Annotated in this window: 16 protein-coding genes; 9 read left to right on the top strand and 7 right to left on the bottom strand. The window is 62.1% G+C overall.

Annotated elements, in window-relative coordinates; all coding sequences use genetic code 11:
* Window positions 1-83: 83 nt before the first annotated feature.
* On the top strand, window positions 84-4,364 hold the full coding sequence (locus tag SNL23_RS17880) for a DEAD/DEAH box helicase (RefSeq protein ID WP_318302984.1): 4,281 nt from the start codon (window positions 84-86) through the stop codon (window positions 4,362-4,364).
* Between the two features lie 131 nt (window positions 4,365-4,495).
* On the opposite strand, the gene SNL23_RS17875 is transcribed toward SNL23_RS17880, so the two are convergent.
* Window positions 4,496-6,610, bottom strand: coding sequence for a mechanosensitive ion channel family protein (locus SNL23_RS17875; RefSeq protein WP_318302983.1), 2,115 nt, complete (start codon window positions 6,608-6,610; stop codon window positions 4,496-4,498).
* A gap of 177 nt (window positions 6,611-6,787) precedes the next feature.
* On the opposite strand from SNL23_RS17875, the gene SNL23_RS17870 reads away from it, so the two are divergent.
* The 5 genes from SNL23_RS17870 to SNL23_RS17850 all read left to right on the top strand — a co-directional run bounded on the left by SNL23_RS17870 (window position 6,788) and on the right by SNL23_RS17850 (window position 12,156).
* Window positions 6,788-7,990 (top strand): MFS transporter, encoded by a 1,203-nt coding sequence (locus SNL23_RS17870; protein WP_318302981.1) that lies wholly within the window; start codon window positions 6,788-6,790, stop codon window positions 7,988-7,990.
* 213 nt (window positions 7,991-8,203) lie between these two features.
* Window positions 8,204-9,130 (top strand): DUF72 domain-containing protein, encoded by a 927-nt coding sequence (locus SNL23_RS17865; RefSeq protein ID WP_318302980.1) that lies wholly within the window; start codon window positions 8,204-8,206, stop codon window positions 9,128-9,130.
* Window positions 9,127-9,903, top strand: a complete 777-nt coding sequence (locus SNL23_RS17860; RefSeq protein WP_318302978.1) for an endonuclease/exonuclease/phosphatase family protein — start codon at window positions 9,127-9,129, stop codon at window positions 9,901-9,903. The genes SNL23_RS17865 and SNL23_RS17860 overlap by 4 nt, the downstream gene beginning before the upstream one ends.
* Window positions 9,900-11,198 (top strand): cardiolipin synthase ClsB, encoded by a 1,299-nt coding sequence (clsB, locus tag SNL23_RS17855; protein ID WP_318302976.1) that lies wholly within the window; start codon window positions 9,900-9,902, stop codon window positions 11,196-11,198. The genes SNL23_RS17860 and clsB overlap by 4 nt, the downstream gene beginning before the upstream one ends.
* Complete coding sequence (locus SNL23_RS17850; protein ID WP_318302975.1) at window positions 11,176-12,156, top strand: lysylphosphatidylglycerol synthase domain-containing protein; 981 nt, start codon at window positions 11,176-11,178, stop codon at window positions 12,154-12,156. The genes clsB and SNL23_RS17850 overlap by 23 nt, the downstream gene beginning before the upstream one ends.
* Here SNL23_RS17850 and SNL23_RS17845 read toward each other — a convergent pair.
* The 3 genes from SNL23_RS17845 to SNL23_RS17835 form a co-directional block, all read right to left on the bottom strand.
* Window positions 12,143-12,895 (bottom strand): alpha/beta hydrolase family protein, encoded by a 753-nt coding sequence (locus SNL23_RS17845; protein ID WP_003210032.1) that lies wholly within the window; start codon window positions 12,893-12,895, stop codon window positions 12,143-12,145. The two genes, SNL23_RS17850 and SNL23_RS17845, sit on opposite strands and share 14 nt — an antisense overlap.
* A complete protein-coding gene (locus tag SNL23_RS17840) occupies window positions 12,885-13,994 on the bottom strand; it encodes a DUF3182 family protein (RefSeq protein WP_318302973.1) in 1,110 nt (369 codons plus the stop codon). The genes SNL23_RS17845 and SNL23_RS17840 overlap by 11 nt, the downstream gene beginning before the upstream one ends.
* A gap of 172 nt (window positions 13,995-14,166) precedes the next feature.
* Window positions 14,167-15,147 (bottom strand): GlxA family transcriptional regulator, encoded by a 981-nt coding sequence (locus SNL23_RS17835; protein WP_318302972.1) that lies wholly within the window; start codon window positions 15,145-15,147, stop codon window positions 14,167-14,169.
* A 95-nt stretch (window positions 15,148-15,242) separates the two neighbouring features.
* On the opposite strand from SNL23_RS17835, the gene SNL23_RS17830 reads away from it, so the two are divergent.
* Window positions 15,243-15,794, top strand: coding sequence for a cysteine hydrolase family protein (locus tag SNL23_RS17830; RefSeq protein ID WP_076016462.1), 552 nt, complete (start codon window positions 15,243-15,245; stop codon window positions 15,792-15,794).
* Window positions 15,795-15,806: 12 nt separating this feature from the next.
* Here SNL23_RS17830 and tam read toward each other — a convergent pair whose 3' ends face one another.
* Window positions 15,807-16,568, bottom strand: a complete 762-nt coding sequence (gene tam / locus SNL23_RS17825; protein ID WP_318302971.1) for a trans-aconitate 2-methyltransferase — start codon at window positions 16,566-16,568, stop codon at window positions 15,807-15,809.
* 103 nt (window positions 16,569-16,671) lie between these two features.
* Here tam and SNL23_RS17820 point away from each other — a divergent pair, with 103 nt between their 5' ends.
* A complete protein-coding gene (locus SNL23_RS17820; RefSeq protein ID WP_318302969.1) occupies window positions 16,672-17,580 on the top strand; it encodes a LysR family transcriptional regulator in 909 nt (302 codons plus the stop codon).
* Window positions 17,581-17,670: 90 nt separating this feature from the next.
* Here SNL23_RS17820 and SNL23_RS17815 read toward each other — a convergent pair whose 3' ends face one another.
* Window positions 17,671-18,189, bottom strand: coding sequence for a single-stranded DNA-binding protein (locus SNL23_RS17815; protein ID WP_003210042.1), 519 nt, complete (start codon window positions 18,187-18,189; stop codon window positions 17,671-17,673).
* Between the two features lie 9 nt (window positions 18,190-18,198).
* A complete protein-coding gene (locus SNL23_RS17810; protein WP_008436436.1) occupies window positions 18,199-19,593 on the bottom strand; it encodes an MFS transporter in 1,395 nt (464 codons plus the stop codon).
* Window positions 19,594-19,771: 178 nt separating this feature from the next.
* Between SNL23_RS17810 and uvrA the strand changes: the two genes are divergently transcribed.
* Window positions 19,772-22,606 (top strand): excinuclease ABC subunit UvrA, encoded by a 2,835-nt coding sequence (gene uvrA, locus SNL23_RS17805; protein ID WP_010174605.1) that lies wholly within the window; start codon window positions 19,772-19,774, stop codon window positions 22,604-22,606.
* Window positions 22,607-22,663 lie beyond the last annotated feature (57 nt).

Genomic DNA, 22,663 nt, shown 5'->3' with positions numbered 1-22,663 from the left:
CTCCCTCGCCACAACAAGCTCCCTCGCCACAGGAATACGTGCCGGGGTTGCAAGTTGCCGGGGCTGGCCGCATAAATTGGGGTATGAACCTTCCTGAATCAACGGACACGGTCTTGAACGGTTTCCACCCCGCCGTCAGCGCCTGGTTCCGCAGTACATTCCCGTCGGTGACCACCGCCCAGGCCCAGGCGTGGCCGCTGATCCGTCAGCGCCGCTCGACGCTGATTGCCGCGCCCACCGGCTCGGGCAAGACCCTGACCGCGTTTCTCGCCGTGCTGGACGACCTTGTGCACCAAGGCCTGGCCAATGGCGGCCAACTGCCAGACCAGACGCTGGTGGTCTACGTCTCGCCGCTCAAGGCATTGTCCAACGATATCCAGATCAACCTGCAAAACCCGCTGGCCGGCATCACCGACCACTTGCAGCGTCTGGGACTGCCGCCGCTGGCGATACGCACCGCCGTGCGTACCGGCGATACGCCGCAGAAAGACCGCGCCCTGATGCGCAAGCACCCGCCACATATCCTGGTGACCACCCCGGAATCGCTCTACGTGCTGCTGGGCTCGGATTCCGGCCGGCAGATGCTCGCCAGCATCCGCACGGTGATCGTCGACGAAATCCACGCCATCGCCGCCAGCAAGCGCGGTAGCCACCTGGCCCTGACACTGGAGCGCTTGCAGGGTTTGTGCAGTGAACCGCTGACCCGCATCGGCCTGTCCGCCACGCAAAAGCCCATCGAGGCCGTATCGCGCTTTCTGGTGGGCACCGGCCAGCCCTGCGAGATCGTCGACATCGGCCACGCGCGCCCACGGGACCTGGATATCGAAGTACCGCCGGTGCCGCTGTCGGCGGTCATGCCCAACGACGTGTGGGATCTGGTCTACGACCGCCTCGCCGAACTGGCCAAACAACACCGCACCACGCTGATTTTCGTCAACACCCGGCGCTTGGCTGAACGCCTGGCGCGGCACTTGAGCGAGCGCCTCGGCAAAACCGCCGTCGCCGCCCACCACGGCAGCCTCGCCAAGGAACTGCGCCTGGACGCCGAACAACGGCTCAAAGCCGGCGAGCTGCAAGTGTTGATCGCCACCGCCTCTCTGGAGCTGGGGATTGATATTGGCGATGTTGATTTGGTGTGCCAGATCGGCTCGCCCGGCTCGATCAACGGTTTTCTGCAACGGGTCGGACGCTCCGGGCATCAGGTTGGCGGCACGCCCAAGGGCCGGTTGTTCGCCACCACCCGTGACGACCTGATCGAATGCGCCGCCCTCCTCGACTGCGTGCGCCGGGGCGAGTTGGACACCTTGCTGATCCCGGTCGCGCCGCTGGATGTGCTGGCCCAGCAGATCATCGCCGAAGTCAGCTGCCAGGAATGGCAGGAACAGGCCCTGCTCACGCTGATCCACCGCGCCTCGCCCTACGCCGAGCTGGATGAACGTCACTATCAAGCACTGCTGCAGATGCTCGCCGAGGGCTATAACGGCCGCCAAGGCATCCGCAGCGCCTACCTGCACCGCGACGCCATTACCCGCACCCTGCGCGGCCGGCGGGGCGCCAAGCTCACCGCCGTGACCAGCGGCGGCACCATCCCCGACAACGCCGACTACAGCGTGCTGCTGGAGCCGCAAAGCCTGAACATCGGCAGCGTCAACGAAGACTTCGCGGTGGAAAGCATCGCCGGGGATATCTTCCAGTTGGGCAATACGTCCTACCGCATCCTGCGGGTAGAAGCCGGCAAGGTGCGGGTCGAGGATGCCCACGGCCAGCCGCCGACCATTCCGTTCTGGCTCGGCGAAGCACCGGGGCGCAGTGCCGAGTTGTCGTTTGCCGTGGCGCGCTTGCATGGGCAACTGGACGAATTGCTGGCCGCCATGCCGGGCAACCTGCAACCGGCGCTCGACTGGCTCACCGGCACCCTCGGTTTGAACCTGGCCAGCGCCGAACAACTGGTGGATTACCTGGCGCGGGCGCGGCTGGCGTTGAGCGCGCTGCCGTCCCAGGACACGTTGATCATGGAGCGGTTTTTCGACGAGTCCGGCGGCACCCAATTGATCATCCACACGCCGTTCGGCAGTCGCATCAACCGCGCCTGGGGCCTGGCGCTGCGCAAGCGGTTTTGCCGCACCTTCAACTTCGAACTGCAAGCCGCCGCCAGCGAGGATGCGATCGTGTTGTCGCTGTCCACCAGTCACAGCTTTGAGCTGGATGAGGTGTGGCGCTACCTGAACAGCAATACCGCCGAGCACATCCTGATCCAGGCGGTGCTGGATGCGCCGCTGTTCGGCGTGCGCTGGCGCTGGAATGCCGGGGTGGCCCTGGCGCTGCCGCGTTACACAGGCGGGCGCAAGGTGGCGCCGCAGATCCAGCGCATGAAGAGTGAAGACCTGATCGCCAGCGTGTTCCCGGACCAGATCGCCTGCCTGGAAAACCTCGCCGGCGAGCGGGAAGTGCCTGAGCATCCGCTGGTGGAGCAAACCCTCGATGATTGCCTGCACGAAGCCATGGACAGCGAAGGCTGGCTGGCCCTGCTGCGGCGCATGGAGCGCGGTGAGATCCGCCTGATCAGCCGCGACCTGCCGGCGCCGTCCCCCTTGGCAGCGGAGATTCTCAGCGCCCGCCCCTACACCTTTCTCGATGACGCACCGCTGGAAGAGCGTCGTACCCAGGCCGTGCTCAACCGCCGCTGGAGCGACCCGCAAAGCACCGACGACCTCGGCGCGCTGGACGCCGAGGCCATTGCCGGTGTGTGCGAGGAGGCCTGGCCTGCGCCTAATGGCCTGGATGAAATGCATGAAGCGTTGATGAGTCTGGCGTGCATCGCCGAATCCGAGGTCACGCCGCAGTGGGCCGAATGGCTGCGAACCCTGGCCGACGGCGGGCGCGCCAACCGCTTGCAGACGGGTACCGACCAAGCCGTTTGGGTCGCCTTGGAGCGCTTGAGTTGCTTAAAGGCGATCTATCCAAATGACCTGCCACTACTGCCCGGCTTCGATGAGCCCTGGACCTTCGATGAAGCTTTGGTGGAAGTGCTGCGGGCGCGCCTGAGCGGTTTTGGCCCATTGACGCTGATCGAGATCGCCGCGCCCCTGGCCTTGCCGGTGGCCGACGTGTCACAGGCACTCGCACGGCTGGAAGGCGAAGGCTACGTACTGCGCGGCCGTTTCAGCCCCGGCGCCAGCGACGAACAATGGTGCGAACGCCACCTGCTGGCGCGCATTCACCGCTATACGGTCAAGCGTCTGCGCCGGGAAATCGAGCCAGTGGCGTTGCAGGATTTCATGCGGTTTCTGTTCGACTGGCAGCACCTGTCGGACGGCACCCGGGGCCAGGGCAGCGCCGTGTTGCCGCAGATCGTCGCGCAGTTCGAAGGGTACGCCGCAGCCACATCAGCCTGGGACAGCGATTTGCTCAGCGCCCGAATCAAGGATTACGCGCCCCACTGGCTGGACGATTTGTGCCGCAGCGGCAAGGTGGTGTGGACACGCCTGAGCAACAAGGCTGGCGCGACGGCCTTGCGTAGCACGCCGGTGGTGCTGTTGCCCCGCAGCCAGGTGCCTTTGTGGAGCGGATTGACCGACGCGCCCGACAGCGCCCAGCTGTCGCCCAAGGCACAGAAAGTCCATCAGGCACTGCGGGAAAACGGCGCGCTGTTTTTCGATGAATTGATCCACGAAGCCCATCTGCTGCGCAGCGAACTGGAAACCGCCTTGCAGGAATTGGTGGGCGCGGGGCTGGCGAACGCCGACAGCTTCGCCGGCTTGCGCGCCCTGACCACGCCCGCGAGCAAACGCCAGGCCCGCAGCAGTCGGCGCGGGCGTGGCGCGTTTGTCGGCGGGATGGACGATGCCGGACGTTGGGCCCTGGTACGGCGCGCGCCGGTGGCGGACGGCACACGTCCGGCTGCGCACTCGGCCGAGACACTGGAGCATGTGGCGATGACCTTGCTGCGGCGATACGGCGTGGTGTTCTGGCGCCTGCTGGAGCGCGAGGCGGACTGGCTGCCCAGTTGGCGGGAATTGCTGCGCACCTTCCATCGGCTGGAAGCCCGGGGCGAGATTCGTGGGGGGCGGTTTGTGAGTGGTTTGGCGGGGGAACAGTTTGCGTTGCCGGAAGCGATTCCCTTGCTGCGGGAAGTTCGGCGGCGGCCTCACGATGGCAGCTTGATTGCCGTGTGTGGCGCGGACCCGCTGAACCTGGTGGGCACGATGCTGCCGGGTAGCAAGGTGCCGGCGTTGAGCGGTAATCGGCTGGTGTATCGGGATGGATTGCCGGCGGCGGTGGAGATTGCTGGCAAACAGCAGGTGTTGCTGGAGTTGGATGCGCAGGCGGCAGGGTTGGTGCGGGAGAAGCTAATCAGGCGCTGACTGGTGTAGCGCCCGTCATGACGCCTTCGCGAGCAAGCCCGCTCCCACATTCGATCCGGTTCCACCCTTGGAATGCGGTCGAATGTGGGAGCGGGCTTGCTCGCGAAGAGGCCGGTAGCCCCACCCCAAAACTATTGGGTTCTCGGCTGCTCAGTCAGCACCACTGGCGAAGGCACTTCTTCTCCCGGCTCATCCACCTGCTGCCCAATCCGCTGCGGCACCATCACCTGCTGTGGATAAGTTTGCGCGAAGTGAACAAAGGCGCAGTTATCCACAAGCTTTTTCAACCGCTGGTTAAACGCGCGGCTCACCGCATATTGCCCACCCGACACCGTGCGAAACTGCGCCGTCAGCACCACACCGTTGAGGTCCATCTTGTCGACGCCAAATATCTCCAGCGGCCCTTGCAGGTTGTACTTGAGGAACACGTCGTCGCGGATCGACTGCCCCGCCTCGCGGATCAACTCCACGGCCTTGTCGACGTCGGTGTCGTAGGTGAACTGCACCGAGAAGAACGCGTAGGCGAATTGCCGCGACTGGTTGGTGACGGCCTTGATCTGCCCGAACGGCACCGAATGCACAAACCCCTTGCCGTCCCGCAGGCGCAGGGTGCGGATGGTCAGGCCCTCGACGGTACCGGCGTGGCCGGAGTCGAGCACCACCCAGTCGCCGATCGACAGCGTGTCTTCGATGATGATGAACAACCCGGTGATCACATCCTGAACCAGTTGCTGGGAGCCAAAACCAATGGCCAAACCCACCACCCCGGCACCCGCCAGCAGCGGTGCGACATTGATCCCCAGGTTCGCCATGGTGGTGATCGCGCAGATCACCACCAGGATGATTTTCACCGCGTTGCGCAGCAGCGGCAGGATGGTTTTCACCCGTGTGCTGGGCTGGCGGCTGGAGCGTTTGTTGACCGGTGGTTTCAGCGCTTCCTGGATTGCGGTGTCGAGCACCACCCAGAACAGCCAGGTCACCAGCAGGATCAACCCGATGCTGCTCAGGGAATCACTGATGGCCCGGCCCACGGAATTGCGCTGGGCAAATTCAAACAGCGAAACGCCCCAGATACGCCCGAGGATTTCGATAAAGGCGATGGCCATCACGATGCGCAACAGCGCGTGCAGCAGGCTGAGGAAACGCTCCTTGTAGGCACTGCTGCGCTGGACCGCCACCGTGCTGCGGGACTGGAACAGGTGCTGCAACACCGTGCTGAGGAACACCGTGCCGATCAGCAGGATCGTGGTGAACAGTGCGCAGCGCAGGGCTTTCTGGCTGTCGTCGCCGGCGCCGATCAGGTTGATCGCCGACACCAGCACCATCAACAGAATCGGCCAATACCACAGGCCGGAAAACACTCGCAGGGTTTGCTGCACCGCCGGGTGTTTCAAGCGCTGGGCCAAGGGCCGGTTGCGGATCAAATGCGCCACCGGACGACGCAGGCGAATCACCAGCATGCCGAAAATCACCGAGGCAAACAGCCCGGTGAAAATCGCCACGCTGGCGGTGATATTGCCCCCCAATTGGCGGGCGATCTGCGGGCTGGTCAGCGCATCGCTAAGGGCCGCAAGGAAGCCGATCAGGAACAGCGGCTTGGGGCAGTAGTCACGAATAATCTGCACCGCCGGGCGCTTGTGTCCGACGTTGAACATGACGATCACGCACAGCAAGATCGAGGTGGAAAAAATACCGCTGCTGGTGGCGTAGGCAAAACACAGCGCCAGCGCACGGCCCACGGAAGTGGGCAGGAAGTGGCTGACGTATAGCGTTAACGGCAGGCAGATCAACGCCGGGACCGTATAGGGAATCAGGTATCCCAACAACGCCTGGAGGCGCTGGCGCGGTGCGATATGTCGCTGCAGGCTCAGGCGCTTGACGATAACCCGCCCGAGCAGGGTCAGCACGGCGAAGGCGCCGATCCACACCCCGGACAACAACAGGAAATCCCCGGCCACGCTCCATGAGGAGCGCTCGGACGGCTGGTTGACCAGCTTGTCCACTTCATCCGCCGCCCGATCGGCCCGCAGGCGCCAGGCGTCGACCAGGTTCTGGTTGAGGTCGAGTTTGTCCTGCACATTATCGATGCTGGAGCTGATGGCGCCGAGCAGGCCACCTTCCACCAACAGTTCTGGCGTGGCCGGGGCGGCAGGCGCTGGAGCCGCGGGGGCGGTGGCCGCTTGCAGCGCGCCACTGCCGCAAAACAGCAGCGTGCCGAGCAGTAGCACAGTCTTGAAATTCAACAAAACACCGGGCTCCTTCAGAGGGGTCTGTAAGGAACTGACGGGTTTGGGGCCGGATCGTTCCCCCAGCACGTCGATCCGTGCGTTCCAGGCAAATATCAAATGCCAATACCTGTCTTTTTCCGCACAAGCCAAAACCCGAGACTGCGCTCCTGATTGAAACCCACCGGAGTTGCAGCCATGCCCATTGCCTTGCTCGCGCTGACCCTCAGCGCTTTTGCCATCGGGACGACCGAGTTCGTCATCGTTGGCCTGTTACCCACCATCGGCGCCGACCTTGGCGTCAGCCTGCCGTCCGCCGGCCTGCTGGTCAGCCTCTACGCCCTGGGCGTGGCCATCGGCGCGCCGGTGCTCACCGCCCTGACCGGCAAAGTGCCGCGCAAATTGCTGCTGTTGTCGCTGATGGTGCTGTTCACCCTCGGCAACTTGCTGGCCTGGCAAGCGCCGAGCTATGAATCCCTGGTACTGGCGCGGATCGTCACCGGCCTGGCCCACGGGGTGTTCTTCTCGATTGGCTCGACCATCGCCACCAGCCTGGTGCCCAAGGAAAAAGCCGCCAGTGCGATTGCCATCATGTTTACCGGCCTGACCGTCGCGTTGGTGACCGGTGTACCGCTGGGGACATTTATCGGCCAGCACTTCGGCTGGCGTGAAACCTTCCTCGCCGTCTCGGCCCTGGGTCTGATCGCGTTTATCGGCAGCCTGCTCTACGTGCCGAAAAACATCGCCCACAGCAAACCCGCGTCGCTGTTGCAGCAACTGCAAGTGTTGAAACAACCACGGCTGCTGCTGGTGTACGCCATGACGGCGGTGGGTTACGGCGGCTCGTTCATCGCGTTCACCTACCTGGCGCCGATCCTTCAGGACATCTCCGGCTTCAGCGCCGGTACCGTCAGCCTGGTGCTGCTGGTGTACGGTATCTCGGTGGCCGTCGGTAACATATGGGGCGGCAAACTGGCGGACAAACGCGGCCCGATCAGCGCCCTGAAAATCATCTTTGCCCTGCTCGCTGCTGTGTTGTTTGTATTGACCATGACCGCAAGCAACCCATGGCTGGCCCTGGCCACTGTGCTGGTGTGGGGCGCGGTGGCTTTCGGCAACGTGCCGGGCTTGCAGGTGTATGTGGTGCGCCAGGCGGAACATCACACGCCAAACGCGGTGGACGTGGCTTCCGGGCTGAACATAGCGGCGTTCAACCTGGGGATTGCCGGTGGTGCGTGGGCCGGTGGTTTGATCGTTGCCCACATGGGCTTGATCCACACCGCGTGGATTGGTGGTTCGGTGGTATTGGTGGCTTTGGCGCTGACCGCCGGGAGCGGTCGCCTTGACCGGTTGGGGCCGGTGTATGCCGAGAGTTCGACCCGGGTGGTTGGCGGGCACTGATCCCGCAGCGATAAAGAACCCAATGTGGGAGCGGGCTTGCTCGCGAAAGCGGTGTGTCAGTCAACAGAGATATCGACTGACCCACCGTCTTCGCGAGGGCAAGCCCGCTCCCACATTTTGATAAGTGCCGTCTGTAGGACCGTCGAAACTTTCTCCCGATCATCACAGTCACCCTAAAACGGAGGTCACCACAGTTAACCCACGGGAGTCATCATGGCCGCGATTCATATCGGCATTTCCGGCTGGCGCTACACGCCCTGGCGGGGGGATTTCTACCCCGAGGGCCTGACCCAGAAGCGCGAGCTGCAGTTTGCCTCACGGGCGGTCAACAGCATCGAGATCAACGGCTCGTTCTACGCGCTGCAAACCCCCAAGCGCTATGCCGAGTGGTATGGCGACACGCCTGAAGGCTTCATGTTCAGCGTCAAGGCGCCGCGCTACATCACGCATATCCTGCGGTTGCGGGAGGTACACAAGCCGATGGCGAATTTCTTCGCCTCCGGTGTACTGGAACTCAAGGAAAAACTCGGGCCGATCCTCTGGCAGTTCCCACCCAGTTTCAAATTCGACCCGCCATTGTTTGAAGCCTTCCTCGCCGAATTACCCGCCACTACCCAGCAGGCCGCCGCCCTCGCCCGCGAGCATGAGCCGCGTTTGAACGGCAAGGCTAGCATGCAGGCCCACGGTAAAAAGCCGCTGCGCCATGCAGTGGAGATTCGCCATAAGAGTTTTGCCGTGCCGGAGTTTGTCGAAATGCTCGACAAGTATGGCGTGGCTCTGGTGGTGGCGGACACGGCCGGCAAGTGGCCCTATCTTGAGGACGTCACGGCGAACTTCGTCTACCTGCGCCTGCATGGGGACAAAGAGTTGTATGCCAGCGGCTATACACCCGAAGCGCTCAAGCGCTGGGGAGATCGCATCGAACGCTGGAGCCACGGCAAACAGCCCACCGATGCACAGTTGATCGACCCGAAACACAAAACCCGCGCCCGCAAACAGCGCGAAGTGTTTTGCTATTTCGATAACGACATCAAGGTGCGCGCGCCCTTCGACGCGCGCCAACTGCTCCAGCGTTTTGGCCTGGACCAGGCATTGGCCACCGAACCCGGCACGTTGCCGGACGCGGGAGTGTTGCCATGACCCATCCGGAGCTGATGCCGACCACGCCCACCGAAACCATCACCCGCTTCAGGGTGCTGACGGTCAATACCCACAAGGGCTTCACCGCGCTCAACCGGCGCTTCATCTTGCCCGAGCTGCGGGAGGCGATTCGCAGTGTGGCCGCCGACGTGGTGTTCCTCCAGGAAATCCACGGCACCCACGAGCGCCACCCCCAGCGCTACAGCAACTGGCCGAGCATGCCGCAGTACGAGTTCCTCGCCGACAGCATCTGGCCGCAATATGCCTACGGTCGCAATGCGGTGTATCCCCATGGCGACCACGGCAACGCGTTGCTGTCGAAATTCCAGATCATCCGCTACGACAACCTCGACATTTCCCAGAGCGGCCACGAAAGCCGCGGGCTGCTGCATTGCGTGCTGCGCTTGCCGGGTAACCTGCAGGAGGTGCATGCCATCTGCGTGCACCTTGGGTTGCGGGAAGTGCATCGCCAGCAGCAGCTGCGCCTGATCACGCAGCGGATCGCCGAGATTCCCGCCGACGCACCGGTGATTGTCGCCGGTGACTTCAATGATTGGCGCCAGCGGGCCGACCTTGCCCACTGCGGGCTGCGGGAAGTGTTTATCGAAACCCATGGCAAACCGGCCCGCACGTTCCCCGCGCGCCTACCGATGCTGCCGCTGGACCGCATCTATGTGCGCAACCTCAAGGTGCATCAGCCACAAGTCCTGACCAGCCGCCCGTGGTCGCATTTGTCGGACCATGCGCCGCTGTCGGTGGAGATCGAGTTATGAACAGCGCACCGCTGGAAAAGGTCGCGGTAGAACATATCGCGACCGACCAACCGCCGGACGATGCCGTCGCCCGGGACCTGGATTATGGCTGGCAAAGCGGCAACCAAATTGAATTGCTGGAGAACGGCGAGGCCTACTTTCCCAAGGTGTTCGAAGCGATGCGCCAGGCTCAGCGGGAGATCCTGCTGGAGACCTTTATTCTGTTTGAAGACAAGGTCGGCCACGAGCTGAAAGGCATTTTGATCGAGGCGGCGCAGCGTGGCGTAAAGGTCGTCGCGAGCCTTGATGGCTTCGGTTGCGGTGAGCTGAGCCCGGGGTTCCTCAGTGAACTGAGCCAGGCCGGCGTGACCGTGCAGATGTTCGACCCGGCGAGCAAGACCCTGGGCTTTCGCACCAACTGGTTTCGCCGTCTGCACCGCAAGATTGTGGTGGTGGACGCCAGCGTCGCGTTTATCGGCGGGATCAATTTTTCTGCCGATCACCTGGGGGATTTCGGCCCCGAGGCCAAGCAGGATTATGCGGTGCAGGTGAATGGCCCGGTAGTCGCCGACCTGCATCATTTCGCCCTCGCCCAAAGTGGCCGGCGCGTGCGCAAACGCCGTGGCTGGCGGCGTGAGCAACGGCCATCACCATGGGCCGCGGGTGGCGGCGATGGGTTGGTGCGGTTGATTTACCGGGACAACCTTCAACACCGTTCCGACATCGAAGAAGCCTACCTGCACGCCCTACGCCAGGCCGAACGGCGGGTGGTGATTGCCAACGCTTACTTCTTCCCCGGCTACCGCCTGCTGCGGGAAATCCGTAATGCCGCGCGGCGCGGTGTGCAGGTGCAATTGATCATGCAGGGCCAGCCGGATGTGCTGCTGGCCAAGCTGGCCGCGCGCATGCTCTATGACTATTTGCTCAAGGAAGGCGTGGTGATCCACGAGTACTGCCAGCGCCCGCTGCACGGCAAGGTGGCGTTGGTGGATGAGCAATGGAGCACGGTGGGTTCGAGCAATCTCGACCCGCTGAGCCTGTCGCTGAACCTTGAGGCCAATGTGCTGATTCGTGATCGTGGCTTCAATCAGCAACTGTTCGAGCGCCTGGAATATTTGAGTCAGAACCACTGCAAGACCATGCCGGAAAACCGCGCGCCGCGTGGCTGGTTCTGGCGGGTGACCGTGGGTTTTGTGGTGTTCCATGTACTGCGGCATTTTCCATCGTGGACCGGCTGGCTGCCGGCGCACAAGCCGAGGTTGAAACCCTTCGTCCATGAGGAGCGCCCGGATCATGACGCAAGTTCGCACCGCTGAAGAAAGCGCTCAACCCGGCTTTTTTAAACGCTGGAAAAAACCGCTGACGGTGGTGTTTTTCCTGGTGTTGATCGTGTTATTCACCCTGCTCGCCCGGCGTATCGACTGGAGCGAGGTGTTCGACACCTTGGGGAATTTCGAGCTGCGCACGCTGCTGATCGCAGGTGCGCTGACGGCGTGCAGTTTCCTGGTGTATTCCTGCTTCGATCTGATCGGCCGCACCTACATCCGCCAGCCTTTGCGCTGGAAGCAGATCCTGCCGGTGGGCATCATCAGCTATGCCTTCAACCTCAACCTGAGCGCCTGGGTCGGCGGCATCGCCATGCGCTATCGGTTGTATTCACGGCTGGGGGTGAGCAGCGGGAATATCGCAAAAATTCTCGGCTTGAGCCTGGCCACCAATTGGTTCGGCTACATGGCAATTGCCGGCGCGGTGTTCAGCAGCGGGCTGGTGACATTGCCGCCGGGGTGGAAGCTTAGCAGCGGCGCGCTGCAAGGCGTCGGTGTGTTGCTGGTACTGGTGAGCCTGGGTTATCTGCTGGCCTGTCGCTTGTCGAAAAAGCGCGCATGGTCGGTGCGCGGGATTGAAATCAGCCTGCCGTCGCTGCGCATGGCAGTGCTGCAGCTGGCACTCGGTGCGCTGAACTGGTCGCTGATGGCGGCGGTGATCTTCACGCTGCTGCCCAAGCAACTGGATTACCCGGTGGTGCTTGGGGTGTTGCTGATCAGCAGCATTGCCGGAGTGGTCACACACATCCCGGCGGGGCTTGGTGTGCTGGAGGCTGTCTTCATTGCCTTGCTGCAGCACGAAGCGTCCCGCGGCAGCCTGCTCGCGGGGTTGATCGCCTACCGCGCGATCTACTTCATCCTGCCGCTGCTGGTCGCCTTGGTGATGTACCTGGCGGTGGAAGCCAAGGCCAAGGCGCTGCGGGTGAAGAAGACGCCTACGACTGGATGATGCTCAAGCGTTCGCCCACCACCATCTCGGTGATCCAGTCCACCAGGATCGAGGTGTAGGCCTGCTGGGACACCGGGTCGCTCAGGGAGTGGTCCGCACCGTCGATAATCCGGTGGGTCAGCGAGTGCGTCTGCTGGCAGGCGGCGCGGTAGCTCATGATGGTGGCGTGGGGCACATGGTCATCCGTTTCGGATTCAACGATCAGCACATCACCGGTGAACGCCGCGCAGGCATGCAGCGCGCGATTGGTTTCGGCGTGCACAAAGGTCCCGCGATAATCCATCAAGTCGGCCTTGTCGAGGTCGCGCTTGGGCTTGAGCCATTCCTGGTCGCGGTACAACGCCGGCACCCGCAGCGCCAGCCAGCGCACGGGGCGCAGCGAGGTGAGGATGGCGGCCAGGTAGCCGCCGTAGCTGGTGCCGACCACCGCCACCGCCGAGGTGTCGATGGCCGGGTGTGACAGCAGGCGGTCATAGGCTGCGAGCAGATCCCGCAGGTTGTCTTCACGGGTGACGCGGGATAACGGAATGCCGTTGCCGGCGTGGCCGCGAAGGTCGAATGTGAGGCATACACAACCGAGTCCGGCGATGCCTTTGGCGCGTTCCAGATCACGCTCCTGGCTGCCGCCCCAGCCGTGGACAAACAACACCCCCGGGACTTTCGATTTGGGACTGAGGAAGGTCCCGCTCATCTGTTCGTCGTCGATATCAATGGCAATGGTTTCGCTTCTAGCCGTCATAAGATTTGACCGTTACGTACTTGAGAAGAAAGTCGCTGTTTTCTGCCGGGCCCCGGTACACCTCGATCGCGTCAGCGGGCAGTGGCTGGTCGACGTAGGTTTCTACCGACGAGACGTAAATTGCCCGCAGCCCGGGGTTGTTGACGAAGCTTTGCAGCGCCGCGACTTCCGCGCTGCTGGCCCCGCCCATGCGCCAGGATTGCTCGAGCACGCCACTGCGGCGCTGTCCGTCGCTGTCGAGGCCCTGGGCGATGTCGTAATTGCGCCGCGAGGCATAGAACCCGGGATACGCCTCGTCCGCCGCGTTATCGAAGGCTTGTGCCTGTTCGATAGCCAGGCGCACGTCATCAGGCAGGTCGAGCTTGAGCAGGTCTTCGTAGTAGCCCTGGACCACCAACAGGTTAGAACCACCATAAACCTCTTCGCCCTGCCCGTCCCGGGTCAGGTATTGATCACCGCAGTAGCTGATGACGTGATCGCCGATAAAGCTTTGGCCCACACTGTGGGTGACCACGTCACTCAGGTCCTGCTCCAGCACCACGCCTTCGCTGAACAATTGCGCCGCGTCGGGGCGCGCGAGAATGGCGTCGAATTCATCCAGACTGCGGATCACTTCCTGGCCGCGACCGGCGCAGGCATGAACGGGCTTGAGGCGGATCGGGCCGGTGTAGAGCAAATGGGTCGCTGCCGGTCGTGCATCTTCCAGGGAGTGAACACTCAAGCCATCCAGCACCACATTACGAATGCGCTCGGAGAACAGTGGCGACCAACCTTCAGGGGCAACCGCGTTTTTGTTCAACAAGCCGTGGCTGATGGCCTTGGTGCAGATGAAATCGTGATCGACATAGCCGCCCCACAGATCCTCAGGTCCTTTGACGCCCAATTGCCCCGCCTGCGCCGCGCCGACCAGCGTCTGGGTGGGTAATAGATAGAGGTCGCGCCCACTGTGCAGCTCAGGGTTATAGCTGCCGCCATATTTGAGCCCGAGGACGTGCGCCAGCCAACGGGCCAGGGCGCGGTTGGTTTCCACCTCGTGCAAGGGCGCTTGCGGACGGATTGAATGCGCCACCACGATTTTTTTGCGATTTGTCGGGGTCATGCGTCCCCCTTGGCTGTGCTGCCATGTGTGTAGGGAAACGGTAGCAGGGATCAAGCCAAGGCGGCGTTTGTTTAAACGCCCGGGGAATCAAACGGTTGCGGGAAAAGCGATAGCACTTGGCCTGCTTTATTCTGCACGAAGTGCTCAAGGTGTCGCGGCGTTCTGCACGATTTCAGGCTTGGGTCTTGGTGGGTGTCACGCCAAAACGGTTGCGGTAGTCGCTTGGCGCCAGTCCGGTGATTTTCTTGAAGATGGCGCGGAAGGCACCGGGGTCCTGGTAACCCACGGTCCAGGCAATGTGGTCAATGGTGCCGTTGGTAAATTCGAGCATCTGCCGTGCCTTGCCGACCCGCAAGTGTTGGCAGTATTCGGTGGGTTTCAAGCCGGTAGCGGCGCGAAACCGTCGCAAGAACGTGCGTTCCTCAAGGCCCGCCTCCTGCGCCATAGTGACCAACGAAACATCCACCGCACCGCTGGCCTGCAGCCAATGCTGCACCTTGAGAATCGCGCTGTCGCCATGAGCGAGGATCGGCGCAAAGTTACTCCCGCATTCACTGGCGCTGTCGCTGTGTTCGATCACCAGGAAACGCGCAGTGCTGGCAGCGATGCTCGGGCCGAGCAAACGGTCCACCAGGCGCAGGCCCAGTTCGGACCAGGCCATGAGGCCGGCGGTGGTGATCAGGTCGCCGTCGTCGACGATGGGTTTGTCGGCTTCCAGGCGAATCGCCGGATAACGGGCGGCGAAGGATTTGGCCGACGTCCAGTGCGTGGTGGCGCTGCGCCCGTCCAACAGGCCGCTTTCCGCCATCAGGATCGATCCCACGCACACCCCGCCCAGAATGGTCCCGGTGCGGTGTTGCTGGCGCAGCCAATCCAGCAATTCGGCGGACGCCTGGCCCTCGGAAAAGCCAGCAATGGAGGGTGGAATCAGCAAGGCTGTCAGCGCCTGACCGGAGCCGGGCTGGCTGTCGAATACACGGGTCGGCGCATGGCCTTTTTCGGCCTGCCAATGACTGATGCGCAGAGACGGCAGTTGCTCGGACTGATGCTCGGCCGCAATCCGGTTGGCGACCGCGAACAGGTCGGTCAAGCCATGCACGGCGGCCATTTGCGCACCGCTGTAGATCAGCACGCCGAGCTCGACGATCGCCATTGTCAGTTTTCCCTCTGTTATTGTCGGTGCGGCCAATCCCCAGGCGCCGCGCCAGCCAGGATACTGGACGCATCAACCCTCACAAGGAAACCAACATGGCCAAGCAAGCACTCATCCTAATCGATATCCAGAACGACTACTTCCCCCAGGGCAAGTGGCCGCTTGACGGAGTGGACGCAGCGGCGGACAAGGCACAACAAGTGCTCCAGGCGTTTCGCCAGGCCGGCGATGCGGTGATTCATGTACGTCACGAATTCACCTCCGACGATGCGCCCTTCTTCACCCCGGGTTCGGAAGGTGCGCATCTGCACCCCAAGGTATTGAACCAGGCCGATGAGCCGGTGGTGCTCAAGCATTTCGTCAATGCGTTCCGCGAAACCAACCTGCGGGCGCTGCTGGAACAACGCAGCATCACCGAACTGGTGGTGGTGGGCAGCATGAGCCATATGTGCATCGACGGCGTGGTGCGCGCCGCGTCGGACCTGGGCTACAGCGTGACCGTTATCCACGATGCCTGCGCGACGCGGGACCTGGAATTCAATGGCACCACTGTTCCGGCAGCCCAGGTGCATGCGGCGTTTATGTCGTCGTTAGGGTTTGCTTATGCGAGCGTGGTGTCGGCGGAACAGTTCTTGTCCGCCGATTGATCGCCCCCGCTCTTACCGGGTAGCAATGATGAACAAGCGCGGGAATGGCAGCAACACCGTGCCATCGGCCAACGCTGGATAAGCCTTGGTGATCCGCGCCAGGTATTCATCGAGGAAGGCGCTCTTTTCTGATTCAGTCAGGGGCGCCAGAAATGGGCGCAACGCCGACCCCTTGAACCACTCCACCACCGCAGCAGAACCGGCCAGCGGATGGTGGTAAGTGGTGCGCCATACATCTACCGTGGAGCAGTGTTTGCTCAACAGCTCAAAGTAGTAGCTCGCGGTATGGCGCTCGTTGTGTTTCACCGCGCCGATCTTTTCAGCCCATGGGCCGTCCGCCGCCACTTCCCGCGCCAGCTTGTGGGCCGGTTCATCGAGGTTGTCGGGCGTCTGCACCGCCAGGGTGCCGCCTGGCGTCAACTGGTTTACCAGGTGCGGATACAGCGTGGCATGGTCGGGCAGCCATTGCAGCGATGCATTGGCAAGGATGACGTCGAATGTCTGCGCCGGGTTCCAGGCGCCGATATCAGCCAATTCGAAGTTCAACCCAGGCAGGCGCTTACGGGCGTCGACCAGCATGTCATCGGAGCTGTCCATGCCGGTGACCAATGCCTGTGAAAAACGCTCGGCCAACACCTCAGTGGAATTGCCCGGGCCGCATCCCAGGTCGACGGCGCTGCGCACGTCACCCTCAGGGATGGCCGCTACCAGATCCCGGACGGGACGGGTGCGCTGCTGTTCGAACATCGAGTATTGCTTGGCTGACCAGGTCATTGCGGCGTTCCTTCTTCTGTGAGGAGTGACGACAGCCTAAATCTTGTGATCCATGAGAACAAATGCCAGGATTGAGCATCTCCCATACCTGAAAAGTATTCCTATGCTGGAGCTCAGGCAGCTCAAGGCCTTCGTCGCGATTGCCGAAGAAGGCTATATCACCCGTGCCGCAGAACGACTGGGCATGCAGCAACCGCCGTTGACGCGATTGCTGCAAAGCCTGGAAGCCGAGTTGGGCGTGGTGTTGATGGAGCGGCTGCCACGGGGCGTGCGCCCGACCACTGCGGGTTTGGCCTTGCTGGAAGAGGCGCGACATATCTTGGCCAGTGTCGATGGTGTGGCCGACATCGTGCGCCGCGCTGCCCGTGGTGAACGTGGACGCTTGGCCATTGGCTTCACCAGCTCTGCTGCCTTGCATCCATTTGTTCCCAGCGTGTTGCGCCTGTTTCGGGAAACCTTTGTCGGTGTTTCTGTTGTTTTGGAAGAAGCTGGCACTGGTGAACTGCTGGACGCGCTGCTCCATGAAAAACTCGACGCGGCATTTATCCGCTCGCCGCTAAGCGGGACGCAAGCGTTGCAGGATCAGCCGATTCTGGTGGAGCCGATGTTGCTGGCGCTGCCCACTGATCATCCGCTGGCTATCGATCCGTCGATGCCGCTGCCGTTGGCGGCATTGGCCACCGAGGCGTTTGTGTTGTATCGGCGCCGGGTGGGGCTTGGGCTGTATGACGCGATTCTGGTGGCGTGTCGCGAGGCGGGTTTCAGCCCGCAGGTTGTGCAAGAGGCGCCACGCATGACGGCAACGTTGAGCCTGGTGGCTGCGGGGCTTGGGGTTTCGATTGTGCCCGCGTCCATGCAGCGGTTGCGGGGTGACGGGATTGTTTATCGGGAGCTTTCGGAATGTCGGAGCCTGGTAGCGCCATTGCACCTGGCTACGCGGGTGGGCGATACGTCGTCGGTGCTGGAGCGGTTCCGGGAGTTGGTGGTGAGCGCCGCATCTACCGATGAGTAGCCGGTTGCCAGCCACGAAATGAAAAACCCCCGAGGCAAAGGCCATCGGGGGTTTTCAGGTGTTACGCGACAGTTCGGGTCTCAAGCGACCTTAGAACGGAATATCGTCATCAAAGCTGTCGAAGTCGGCTGCCGGCTGAGGAGCGGCCTGCTGTGGCGCTGGACGCGACTCACGCTGTGGCTGCTGGGTTGGCTGCGGACGCGACTGCTGCTGTGGACGCGGTGCCGAGTTGGACATGCCGCCCTGGCCCTGTTGGTCGCCCTGTGGACGGCCGCCCAGCAGCTGCATGGTGCCTTGCATGTCGACCACGATTTCAGTGGTGTAACGCTTGATACCGTCTTTTTCCCACTCGCGGGTTTGCAGTTTGCCTTCGATGTAGACCTGCGAACCTTTGCGCAGGTATTCACCGGCGATCTCTGCAACCTTGCCGAACATCGACACACGGTGCCATTCGGTTTTCTCGACCTTCTGGCCGGTTTGCTTGTCGGTCCACTGCTCGCTGGTCGCCAGACTCAGGTTGGTCACGGCGTTACCGTTCGGCAAGTAGCGAACTTCGGGATCCTGGCCGCATGTACCGACCAATATGACTTTGTTAACCCCACGGGCCATAACGTTCTCCTAGGCTGGGCGCGCTGTCGGCACTGGGTTGACCAGTTGCTCGAGCGTCGCGCGATCCAATAATTCGGTGTCCAATTTGATGTAAATGGCCGCCTCTTCAGCAACCACGACTGCATCTGTTACCCCAACGACGGCCTTCAGGCGCTCTACCAGACCAGCTTCACGAATCGCTTCGGGCGATAACGGCAGACGCAGGCTTGTGACGTATGGGGGTTCGCGCATGGTAACAGCAAAGGCCAGCCAAAGTGCAGCCAGCCCGGCGCATCCAAGGAACACAACCGACAAACCGCCATGCTGGAACATCCAGCCGCCCATGATCCCGCCCAGTGCAGAACCAAGGAACTGGCTGGTGGAATACACGCCCATCGCTGTGCCTTTGCCGCCGGCCGGTGAAACCTTACTGATCAGCGAAGGCAATGAAGCCTCCAGCAGGTTGAACGCGGTGAAGAACACCACCGTGCCGATCACCAGCGCCCGCAGGCTGTCGCCGAACTGCCAGAAGAATAGCTCAGTGAGCATCAAAGTCGCGACGGCGCCCAGCAGAACTCGTTTCATTTTGCGTTTCTTCTCGCCATAGATGATGAACGGGATCATGGCGAAGAACGAAATCAGCAGCGCGGTGAGGTAGACCCACCAGTGCTGCTCCTTGGGCAGCCCGGCTTTTTGCACCAGGGCCAGGGGCAAGGCGACGAAGCTGCACATCAGCATCGCGTGTAATACGAAGATACCCAAATCCAGGCGCAGCAGGTCCGGGTGCTTGAGGGTGGGCAACAGCGCTTGTTTCGCGACGCCCGACTCACGATGCTGCAGCGGCCCGGTGGAATGCGGCACCATAAAGGCAACGATCACAATGCCGAACAACGCCATGCCACCCGTCGCCAGAAACAGGCCGTGCAAGCCGAACGCGCGGGTCAGCAGCGGGCCGACCACCATCGCCACGGCGAACGAAAGACCAATGGTCATGCCGATCATGGCCATGGCCTTGGTGCGGTGTTGTTCGCGGGTCAGATCGGAGAGCAGCGCCATGACGGCGGCGGAAATCGCGCCCGCGCCCTGCAGGACACGTCCGGCGATCACGCCCCAGATCGAGTCGGCATTGGCCGCGAGCACACTGCCCAGGGCGAATACGATCAAGCCCAGGTAGATCACCGGCCGGCGGCCGATGCGGTCGGAAATGACGCCAAACGGAATCTGAAACAGCGCCTGGGTCAGGCCATAGGCGCCAATCGCCAGGCCGATCAGGGCCGGGGTCGCTCCTGCGAGATCCATTCCATAGGTCGCCAGCACCGGCAACACCATAAACATGCCAAGCATACGGAATGCGAACACCAGGGCCAGACCGCTTGCTGCGCGGGTCTCGCTGCCACTCATGCGTTCGCTGTGGGGATCGTGCATGGATAAACCTCGTGTGAACCGGCGGCGATTCTACCAGTCCCATCGATTGAGAGGGTATATGCGGCGCTTTGCCGCGCAGCTTTCATGTAAGGCTGCACCCGGCACTTTGACAGTGTATATTCATCCAGTCTTTAGCCGTATACTCCTGCATTATTTACGCCCGCCGTGCGAGGCCATCTTGGACAAGATCCTGATTCGTGGGGCTCGAACCCACAACCTGAAGAACATCGACCTGACCCTGCCACGGGACAAACTGATCGTCATCACCGGCTTGTCCGGGTCCGGCAAGTCGTCCCTGGCGTTTGACACGCTGTACGCCGAAGGCCAGCGCCGCTACGTGGAATCCCTGTCGGCCTATGCCCGCCAGTTCCTGTCGATGATGGAAAAGCCCGACGTTGACACCATTGAAGGCCTGTCGCCCGCGATTTCCATCGAACAGAAATCCACGTCCCATAACCCGCGTTCCACCGTGGGCACCATCACCGAAATCTACGACTACCTGCGTCTGCTGTATGCCCGCGTGGGTATTCCCCGTTGCCCGGACCACGACATTCCCCTGGAAGCCCAGACCGTCAGCCAGATGGTCGACTTGGTGCTGGCCCAGCCGGAAGGCGCCAAGTTGATGCTGCTGGCACCGGTGATTCGCGAGCGCAAGGGTGAACATCTTTCCGTCTTCGAAGAGCTGCGTGCGCAAGGTTTTGTCCGCGCCCGGATCAACGGCAAGCTCTATGAGCTGGACGAAGCGCCGAAGCTGGATAAGCAGAAGAAGCACTCGATTGATGTAGTGGTCGACCGCTTCAAGGTGCGTGCCGATTTGCAGCAGCGTCTGGCGGAATCCTTCGAGACCGCACTGAAGCTGGCGGACGGTATCGCCCTGGTAGCGCCAATGGACGACGAGCCAGGGGAAGAAATCATCTTCTCCGCGCGTTTCGCCTGCCCGATCTGCGGTCATGCCATCAGCGAGCTGGAGCCGAAGCTGTTTTCCTTCAACAATCCGGCTGGCGCCTGCCCGACCTGTGATGGCTTGGGGGTTAAGCAATTCTTCGACATCAAGCGCCTGGTCAATGGTGACCTAACACTGGCGGAAGGTGCGATACGCGGCTGGGACAGGCGTAACGTCTATTACTTCCAGATGCTGGGTTCGCTGGCCTCGCACTATAAGTTCAGCCTCGAAGTGCCCTTCAACGAGCTGACGGCCGAACATCAGAAATTCATCCTGCATGGCAGCGGTTCGCAGAACGTCGACTTCAAGTACTTGAACGACCGTGGCGATATCGTCAAACGCTCCCACCCGTTCGAAGGCATCGTGCCGAACCTGGAGCGGCGCTACCGCGAGACCGAATCCGCCAGCGTGCGCGAAGAACTGGCCAAGTTCCTCAGCACCCAGCCGTGCCCGGATTGCCGTGGCACGCGCCTGCGCCGTGAAGCGCGGCACGTATGGGTCGGCGAGAAGACACTGCCGGCGGTGACCAACCTGCCGATTGGCGATGCCTGCGAATACTTCGGCACACTGAAGCTGACGGGCCGCCGCGGGGAGATTGCCGACAAGATCCTCAAGGAGATTCGTGAGCGGCTGCAGTTCCTGGTTAACGTTGGGCTGGACTATCTGTCGCTGGACCGCAGTGCGGATACGCTCTCCGGTGGTGAAGCCCAGCGGATTCGCTTGGCCAGCCAGATTGGCGCCGGTCTGGTGGGTGTGTTGTACATCCTCGATGAGCCATCGATTGGTTTGCATCAACGGGACAACGATCGCCTGCTGGGTACGCTGAAGCACCTGCGGGACATCGGCAACACGGTGATCGTGGTTGAGCACGACGAAGATGCGATTCGCCTGGCCGACTATGTGGTCGACATCGGCCCGGGCGCGGGTGTGCACGGTGGGCATATTGTCGCCGAGGGCACGCCGGCAGAAGTGATGGCGCATCCTGACTCGCTGACCGGCAAATACTTGTCGGGCCGTGTGAAGATCGCCGTGCCGGCCAAGCGTACGCCGCGCAACAAGAAGATGGCACTGCACCTCAAAGGCGCCCGTGGCAACAACTTGCGCAATGTCGATCTGGAAATCCCGCTGGGACTGCTGACCTGCGTGACCGGTGTATCCGGTTCAGGCAAGTCGACACTGATCAACAACACGCTGTTTCCACTGAGCGCCACTGCACTGAACGGCGCGACGACTCTTGAAGCCGCCGCTCATGACAGCATCAAGGGTCTGGAGCACCTGGATAAGGTGGTCGATATCGACCAAAGCCCGATTGGCCGCACACCGCGTTCCAACCCGGCGACCTACACCGGGTTGTTCACACCGATTCGCGAGCTGTTCGCCGGTGTGCCGGAATCCCGCTCCCGCGGTTACGGGCCTGGCCGGTTCTCGTTCAACGTCAAGGGCGGGCGCTGTGAGGCGTGCCAGGGCGATGGCTTGATCAAGGTTGAGATGCACTTCCTGCCGGACATCTACGTGCCGTGCGACGTGTGCAAGAGCAAGCGCTACAACCGCGAAACCCTGGAGATCAAGTACAAGGGCAAGAGCATCCACGAAACCCTCGAGATGACGATCGAGGAAGCCCGGGTGTTCTTTGACGCGGTACCGGCTCTGGCGCGCAAGCTGCAGACGCTGATGGATGTCGGCCTGTCGTACATCAAGCTCGGGCAGTCGGCGACCACGCTGTCGGGTGGTGAAGCGCAGCGGGTCAAGCTGTCCCGCGAGCTGTCCAAGCGTGATACCGGCAAGACCCTGTATATCCTCGATGAGCCGACCACTGGTTTGCACTTCGCGGATATTCAGCAACTGCTGGATGTGCTGCATCGCTTGCGTGACCACGGCAATACGGTGGTGGTGATCGAGCACAACCTGGATGTGATCAAGACCGCCGACTGGCTGGTGGACCTGGGGCCGGAAGGCGGCTCCAAAGGTGGGCAGATCATTGCGGTCGGCACACCGGAGCAAGTGTCGGAGATGAAGCAGTCTCACACCGGCTTCTATCTCAAGCCGCTGCTGGCCCGCGACAAGGACTGATTGTTCAGGCCCACGAAAAAGCCCCTGTCACTTACACAGTGACAGGGGCTTTTTTGT

Source organism: Pseudomonas sp. SED1, assembly GCF_034044025.1.
GTDB lineage: Bacteria > Pseudomonadota > Gammaproteobacteria > Pseudomonadales > Pseudomonadaceae > Aquipseudomonas.
This window is presented reverse-complemented; position numbering and strand designations above follow the sequence as displayed.